The organism is Methylocystis sp. L43 (assembly GCF_015709525.1).
Taxonomy (GTDB): domain Bacteria; phylum Pseudomonadota; class Alphaproteobacteria; order Rhizobiales; family Beijerinckiaceae; genus Methylocystis.
Genome location: NZ_JADNRA010000010.1, coordinates 1 through 6,963, shown reverse-complemented (window position 1 = coordinate 6,963; position 6,963 = coordinate 1). Strand labels below are relative to the sequence as shown.

8 protein-coding genes are annotated in these 6,963 nt (G+C 61.8%); 3 read left to right on the top strand and 5 right to left on the bottom strand.

What is annotated here, in order from left to right; genetic code table 11:
- Positions 1–160 precede the first annotated feature (160 nt).
- Positions 161–487 carry a DUF3592 domain-containing protein gene (locus tag IYX23_RS00700; RefSeq protein ID WP_348643606.1) on the top strand — a complete coding sequence of 109 codons (327 nt, stop codon included), beginning with the start codon at positions 161–163 and terminating at the stop codon, positions 485–487.
- A gap of 485 nt (positions 488–972) precedes the next feature.
- On the opposite strand, the gene IYX23_RS00695 is transcribed toward IYX23_RS00700, so the two are convergent.
- The 4 genes from IYX23_RS00695 to IYX23_RS00680 are packed head-to-tail and all read right to left on the bottom strand — an operon-like array spanning position 973 to position 3,520.
- On the bottom strand, positions 973–2,061 hold the full coding sequence (locus IYX23_RS00695) for an NAD(P)/FAD-dependent oxidoreductase (protein WP_196391646.1): 1,089 nt from the start codon (positions 2,059–2,061) through the stop codon (positions 973–975).
- A gap of 2 nt (positions 2,062–2,063) precedes the next feature.
- Positions 2,064–2,462 carry a DUF1178 family protein gene (locus IYX23_RS00690; protein WP_029648334.1) on the bottom strand — a complete coding sequence of 133 codons (399 nt, stop codon included), beginning with the start codon at positions 2,460–2,462 and terminating at the stop codon, positions 2,064–2,066.
- Positions 2,459–2,731 carry a glutaredoxin 3 gene (grxC, locus tag IYX23_RS00685; RefSeq protein ID WP_018407176.1) on the bottom strand — a complete coding sequence of 91 codons (273 nt, stop codon included), beginning with the start codon at positions 2,729–2,731 and terminating at the stop codon, positions 2,459–2,461. Before grxC ends, IYX23_RS00690 begins: the two co-directional genes overlap by 4 nt.
- Positions 2,732–2,752: 21 nt before the next feature.
- The gene (locus tag IYX23_RS00680) at positions 2,753–3,520 is read right to left on the bottom strand and encodes a ComF family protein (RefSeq protein ID WP_196391645.1); all 768 of its coding nucleotides are present in this window, start codon (positions 3,518–3,520) and stop codon (positions 2,753–2,755) included.
- Positions 3,521–3,747: 227 nt separating this feature from the next.
- On the opposite strand from IYX23_RS00680, the gene IYX23_RS00675 reads away from it, so the two are divergent.
- Positions 3,748–5,064, top strand: a complete 1,317-nt coding sequence (locus IYX23_RS00675; RefSeq protein ID WP_196391644.1) for a cation:proton antiporter — start codon at positions 3,748–3,750, stop codon at positions 5,062–5,064.
- A gap of 32 nt (positions 5,065–5,096) precedes the next feature.
- Here the strand turns inward: IYX23_RS00675 and IYX23_RS00670 are convergent, their stop codons facing one another.
- Entirely contained in the window at positions 5,097–6,305 is a 1,209-nt protein-coding gene (locus IYX23_RS00670) for a GTP-binding protein (protein ID WP_196391643.1), read from the bottom strand.
- A 313-nt stretch (positions 6,306–6,618) separates the two neighbouring features.
- Between IYX23_RS00670 and IYX23_RS00665 the strand changes: the two genes are divergently transcribed.
- Positions 6,619–6,963, top strand: a 345-nt coding sequence (locus tag IYX23_RS00665) for a transposase (protein WP_196398812.1), incomplete at its 3' end; no start/stop codon positions are given.

Genomic DNA, 6,963 nt, shown 5'->3' with positions numbered 1-6,963 from the left:
GGGGGGGGGGGGGGGGTCGTATACTGCGATCAATTCGTGAAGGATTCCTACAAAGCGTCCGGCCTGAAAGGCGGTGCGTTTCAGAAGATGGGCGTTCTGCCCAATGCTTGGCGACGAAAAATATATATGAATTATTCCCGCAGGGTGTGCAGTCGCGTTCATGACGTACAGCGGATTTGCGTATTACTTACGCCTCAAAAGTTGGAAAAGAATGGATGCGAGCGTAGTCGATTGTCAAGGTTCTTTAAAGGGAGACAATAATATTGTATATAAATGTTTGATAGAGTTGAAGGCTGCCGGCCAGACTGAAATAGTTAGCGTTACTAGCGGGTTAACTGAAAGAAAAAAAGGCGAGCACGTCACGGTGATGGTTAACCCGCGCAACAGTCGAGATTTGGATATGGTGGACACCAAACAAAAGCTTGTTGGTCCTTTTATTGGGTCAGCTATTTTTATGTGGACGATCATTATGTTGCTGTTGCCGTAAGTTTACGTAATCGTGAGGAAGTATGTTTAAATTTGTATTGAGCGTCGTATGGGGCGTGGCGAAAATACTTCTGATCGTAACGGTCGTCATCGTCATTTTGTTTTTGGTTTCGGCGAAGGTCGACGGATTTTTGAGGTATTCTGTTTTCGCCTGCGTCGATCAGCACGTGACTTTCACCGACCCGGAGGCCGTGTCCCACATCAAAAAGCACATCGAAACAAAATTGTTAGGTGACTACTCATACCGCCATGCCACTATATCTTCAGACTATTAAAATATCTCGTGGCGTAGGAGATGATCGTGAATCAGAAGACTATGGCTGGGGCGTTTCAAGGGAAGATGCGTCACTCCCATTTCAGGTTGAGGTGATAAGCATAGAGTTTTTTGGCAGAGATACTTCTTACGTTCAGTGTGACATGTTGGCGTGTGGGCCGATATTAGGTTGTGAAGCGCATTGACTGTGATGACGGCGCGGGACATGCGCCTCACCGCGCCGTCATTCTTTGGAAGAACACGACGCTTGCGGCTGCGCGCATGGCGGAAGAGCGCAGCAGCAGATTGAACGCGGCGTCGCTTTGAAAATTGTCATAGCTCCAGCGCAGCGCCCGTTTCAGGCGGAACCGCGGATAGGAAACCGGCAGCCATTGCGCTGGATCAGCCTTGCGTCCCTTAAGAAAGTCCGCGATGGCGACGCCAGCGGCGCGTCCATGACGTAGCGCCGTATGAATGCCGCCGGCCGTGACCGGCGAAACCATTCCGGCGGCGTCGCCGACAAGCAGCGCGCGCGGCGCCGCGACAGGCGAAACCAGACCGCCGCAAGGAATGAGTCCAGCCCGCACATTCGTCGGCGCGCAGTCACGAAAATCGGCGATGGGCGCGAGTTTTTTCAAAAACGCCGTCATCGCGGTCTTCGCTTCTGCGATCCCGCCGACACCACTCCTTCGCGCGAGACCGACTTGCGTCACGCCGACGCCGGCGATGATCCAGCCGATATAGCCCGGCGCTAAGCGCTTATCGATGAAGCAGTGCAGACGGTCGCTCGCGTCGAAATCGACGCCTCCATACTCATGTTCCATGCCGAAGATAAAATGGCGATTCTCGCCGAGCGAGAGCGTCTTCGCGACATGCGACTTCGGGCCGTCGGCGCCGACGAGATAGGAAACTTCGGTTCCATCCGGCAGCGCATAGCCATTCGCGTGCGCGGTCGCTCTGGTGAATGGCGCGCCATATTGAATGCGCACGCCGGCCGCTTCGCAGCGCTGCGCGAGCAAGCGCATCAGCTCCGGCGTGTCGGTTGCAAGAAAGTAATAACCCGGCGCGGAAAGATCGATCCAGCGCATATCGGGCGCATAGAGCCGCACGCCCTCAACGCGTCGCGTGATGTGTTTCGGCAGCGGCCCGAGCCAATCGACCTCGTCCACCGCCTCGCGTACGAGAATGCCGGTCGTATGCGGCTTTTCGCCGGGTTCGGATTTGCGTTCAATGATGGTTGTGGCGACGCCGCGTTCTGCGAGCGCATGTGCGCAGGCCAGCCCAGAAAAACTGGCGCCGACAATGACGACCGGAGCGGGCAAGTTCAGTTGCTGTCGCTGGGCAGACCCGGGATCGGCAGAATTTCGATTCCCTCTTCGAGCAGCGCCTTCGCTTCTTCGAACGTCGCGCGGCCGCGAATGGCGCGACGCTCCGTCTCGCCATCCTCCATGGCGCGCGCCTCCTCAGGGAAGCGGTCGCCGACGTCTTCGGTATGCGCGACCACCGTGTCGTGCAGCTCGCGCAGCTTCACGCGCAGATCATGCGCGGCGTCGTCGCGCGGCTTGGCGATATGGGGCGCCATGACGTCGCGCGTAATCTTCGTCGAGTCGCAGAAGGGGCAGGCGATCTGTCCTTCGGCCGCCTGTTTTTCAAATCCGGCGCTGTCGCGAAACCAGCTGTCGAAGCTGTGCCCGGCGTCGCAGATGAGGGAGTAGCGGATCATGGCGTCGCTCCGCTGGCAAGGAGCGCGTCGAGCTTTCCCTCGCCTTCGAGCGCGTGTAGCTCGTCGCAGCCGCCGATGTGCTTGTCGTCGATGAAGATCTGCGGAACGGTGGAGCGGCCATTTGCGCGCTGGGTCATGCGGCGGCGTCCGAGCGGGTCCCACGCCACCGAGATTTCTTCAAAGGCGGCCCCCTTTTGCGTCAGCAGCCGTTTCGCGGCGAGGCAATAGGGGCAGGTCGGCGTGGTGTAGATTTCGATGCGGGGGGCCATGGCGCGCTTATACGCCTGCGCCTAGGCGCTTGTCACGGCCCGCGCGAAGACGAGGAGATCGACGCGCGCCGCGCCCGCCTTGAGCAAAGCGCGAGTCGCGGCGTTGGCGGTCGCCCCGGTCGTCAGCACATCGTCCACCAGCACCACATTGCGCCCGTGGATGGCGTCCGCCCGCTCCGGGTCGACGCGAAAGGCGCCGGAGAGATTGGCGGCGCGCTGCGCCCGCGTCAGCCCCACCTGCGGCGCCGTCGGCTTGACGCGCTGCAGCGCCAAGGTCTCCACCGGCACTGCGCTCTCGCGCGCGATCGCCTGCGCGAGGGCTGCCGACTGGTTGAACCGCCGCGCGAGAATCCGCAGGCGGTGCAAGGGGATGGGCACGATCACGTCGGCGTCGGCGAGGAGTTCGGCGCCCGCCCGCGCCATCCAGCGGCCCATCGGCTCGGCGAGCTCCAGCCGGTCGTAATATTTCAGCCGGTGCGCCAAAGCGCGGGCCTTGTCGCTGTCGTAGCGCGCCACGGCCCTGGCGCGGCCGAAGGCCGGCGGGTTGGCGGCGGCTTCCAGCGAGATCAGCCCCGGCTGCGCCAGGTCGCGTTCGAACGGCGTGCCGAGCCGCTCGCAAAAAGGGCGTTCGATGAAGGCGATGTCGCGCCAGCACTCGGCGCAGATCGCGCCATGGGCGGCGACCGCCCTTCGGCAGACGAGGCAGGAGGGCGGATAAATGAGGTCGAGAAGCGCATGTCCCGCCCGCGCAAGGGGGCGAAGCAGGCCAGTCGCTCGGCTCCGCGTCATCGGCAACCCACTCAATAAGCCTTGCAAGAAACCTTTGCAGGCCGCGCTTTGCGACTTGCTGCGCGCAATGCGTGGCGCCAGGACCCAGGAACCCTTGGTCACAAAACAGGACTTGAGCACAGGCGGAACCTTAACGCATCGTAGGGGTCAGCAAAAGAATCATTGTCCAGCCGGGCGGCGAGGGCGCGTTGCTGCGCTAAGCGGAGCCCTAAGGAGATTGACGCCCCATGAGCGAATTCCACACGATCTTCGTCATCTCCTGCATCGCCGTGCTCGCGCCGCTGCTCAACAGAGTTCCGGCTTTTGCGCGCGCGCCGATCGTCGCCATCGAACTGTTGCTGGGCATGCTCGTCGGTCCTAGCGGGGCGGGGCTGGTGGCGGGGGATGGCGCCGTCAATTTTTTAATGGAGTTTGGGCTGGTCTATCTGTTTTTTCAGGCGGGCTTCGAATTCAATCAGAAGGAAATAACCGGAAAGCCGCTTCGCCTGGGACTTTTCGCATGGCTCATTTCATTGAGCCTCTCGATCGTTATTTCCGGACTGCTTTATCTTGTTGGACTCGTGGAGGCGCCGCTTCTCGTCGCGCTGATCTTGCCGACCACGGCGTTCGGCATATTGATTCCCGTTTTGCGGCAGTCGGGGGATCTCGATAATGAATTCGGACGCTACGTCCTTGGCGTGGCGGCTGTCAGCGAACTTGGACCGCTCATTCTCGCCTCGATCGTTCTGGCGCAACACAACCATCATCTCCACCAGACGCTGTTAAGCGCGCTTTTCATCGCGCTCGGGCTTGCCGCGATCTTTTTTCTCAAGACCGTGCGTTCGGACCGGCTGGCCGAAAGCATTGTGTATTGGCTTGGCGACGGCGAGCTTCTGCCTATTCGAATCGCGCTCGTCGTCTTGCTTGGCTTCGTCTCATTCGCCGACAGGCTGGGGATGGAGCTTGTGGTCGGCTCCTATATGGCGGGCATGGCCGTCGCGGTCCTGGTGCGGGGCACCAAGGCCGAAATCCTCAAGGATCGTTTGACCGCCATCGGCTCCGGTTTTTTGATCCCGCTGTTTTTTATCGAGAGCGGCGCGTCATTTGACTTTATGGCGCTCGTCAGGAGCCCCGCGACCGTCGCGCTCTTCGCGTTTTTTTGCGTCGCCTTCCTGCTCATTCGTCTCGCGCCGCTGAATCTTTTTCGCGGGACGCTGCCCGAGCGGGACATCCCGGCGTTGGGGCTGTTGTCGTCGACCACCCTGCCGCTTGTCGTCGCGCTCACCTATCTCGGCGTCGGGAGAGGACAGATGGCGCCAGAGACGGCTTCCGCGCTTGTCGGCGCCGCGATGGTGACGGTCACGGCGTTCCCGACGCTGGCCTTCTGGCTGCGTGGAACGCCTCAGCCGTCGCGCCTTGAGAACAGCATATCGTCAATCGCTCACGCCGTCGCCGATTGGTTCTCATCGCAAGCGTCGGGCGCATTCGCCAAACTGCCGACTCGATGGATCGAGATGCTCCAGGACGCCGAGCGTCGCGTCTCCGATCTGTTCAACCGCCCTTAGAGCGCTTCCCGATTACTTTTTCGGAACCTGCTCTAGCCGAACAGGCCGCCGGCCCTGGGCGCAAGCGGATTGTCGGCGAGCGCCTGCGCGTCCGGACGGTCAGGCGCAGGGTGATTGACGAGCGCGCCGTAGAGTCCCCGGACGAAGCCTTCGTCGAGATCCTTGACGATAAAGACGATGCGCGTGCGCCTGTCCGCGTCCGGCCAAGCGTCGAGGCGGTGCGGCGGGTGAAAGACATGCTGCACGCCATGGATCGCCACGGGGCGCGACGGATCATCGGCCAGCGCCACGATTCCCTTCACGCGCAACATGCGCGGCCCGTGCGTGTGACGCAGAAGGTCGATGAAAATGTCGAAGGAGGCTGGCGTCAGCGGCGTCTCGGAGGAAAAGCAGAAGGCGCGGATATGCGCGTCATGCCGGTTCACGTCCTGACGATGGTCGTGGGCTTCGTGCTCATGATCATGGTGATGGTCATGCTCATGGTCATGGTCATGGTCCGCGTGATCATGCGCCTGCGCTGTTTCCACCGCTTCGGCGTTGAGCCACTCTTTCACGCGCGGCGTCTTGGTCTCGGGGTCGTAAAGGCCGCAGTTGAGGAGCGCGTCGGGCGTCGCTTCGCCCTTGGCGGCGTCAAGCTGTAGGGCCCCCGGGTTGAGCCGCGCCAGCCGCGCCTTCAGCGCATCCACACGCTCGGCGCCTTGCGGCAGATCCGTCTTGGCGATGACGAGCCGATCCGCGACCGCGGCCTGTTTGACGGCTTCCTCATGCGCGTCGAGCGTCGCTTCGCCGTTCACCGCATCAATGAGCGTGACGACGCCGTCGAGCCGATAGCGCATCATCAGATAGGGGTGGGACATGATCGTGTGCAGGATCGGCGCCGGATCGGCGAGGCCAGTCGTTTCCAGCACGACGCGCTTGAACGGCTTGATCCGGCCGTTGTCGAGCCGCTTCAGCAGATCTTCGAGCGTGTTCACCAGATCGCCGCGGATGGAGCAGCACACGCAGCCCGAACTCATCATCACCATGTCGCCGTCGATCTTCTCGATGAAGAGATGATCGAGGCCGATCTCGCCGAATTCATTGATGAGGACGAGCGTCTCGGCGAGCGCCGGCGAGGCGAGCAGTCGGTTGAGCAGCGTCGTCTTGCCGGCGCCCAGGAAGCCGGTGATGACGGTCAGCGGAATTGGCGGCGGCGCCGGGCGCGTCGCGCGGTTCGCGGCGGCCTTGGTCAGATCGTTCATTCAGCGGAACTCGCGCCGGAGCAGAAGAAATTTCCTGCTCGCGGAAGGCTCGCATCTTCGCCGAAAACGCCGTCCGTTGCCAGAACGAACGATCCTTTGCCCAGGGCGATCGCGTGAAGGGTTTCCTCATCCTTGTAACTTAAACCGTGCCGGATCGGCTAACATTGCCGCTGCGGTGGCGGACGGGACGCCGGCTCATCCTCGGGCGATCGAGCCCGTTCCTCAGCTTGGCCGCCCGTCTGCCGTTCCATCGAACCCGAACAGTCGCTTGGGCCGCGCGAAGCGAAGCCCGCTTAGGCAAGGACGGGACATGATGGACGCTGTATATGTCGGGATCGATGTTTCCAAAGACCGGCTTGATGTGCATGCGCTTCCGCAAGGCGCGGCCTTTATGGTGGCGCGTAATGGCGAAGGCGTTGCGCAGCTCGTCGAACGGCTAAAAGGGCTGTCGCCCGCGTTGATCGCGCTCGAAGCCACCGGCGGCTTCGAGACCGTGGTCGCTGCGGCGCTTGCCGCCGCCTCTCTGCCCATCGTCGTCGTCAATCCGGCGCAGGTGCGTCACTTTGCGCAGGCGCTTGGTCGGCGCGCCAAGACCGATCCGATCGACGCCGCGGTCATCGCCCGCTTCGCGCAAGCGACGCAACCCGCTGCGCGTCCG

Bases quoted from the DNA above. Each gene is read 5' to 3' on its own strand.
- IYX23_RS00700 (WP_348643606.1), top strand. From the start codon at position 161: ATGACGTACAGCGGATTTGCGTATTACTTACGCCTCAAAAGTTGGAAA.
- IYX23_RS00690 (WP_029648334.1), bottom strand. From the start codon at position 2,462: ATGATCCGCTACTCCCTCATCTGCGACGCCGGGCACAGCTTCGACAGC.
- IYX23_RS00680 (WP_196391645.1), bottom strand. From the start codon at position 3,520: ATGACGCGGAGCCGAGCGACTGGCCTGCTTCGCCCCCTTGCGCGGGCG.
- grxC (WP_018407176.1), bottom strand. From the start codon at position 2,731: ATGGCCCCCCGCATCGAAATCTACACCACGCCGACCTGCCCCTATTGC.
- IYX23_RS00670 (WP_196391643.1), bottom strand. From the start codon at position 6,305: ATGAACGATCTGACCAAGGCCGCCGCGAACCGCGCGACGCGCCCGGCG.
- IYX23_RS00675 (WP_196391644.1), top strand. From the start codon at position 3,748: ATGAGCGAATTCCACACGATCTTCGTCATCTCCTGCATCGCCGTGCTC.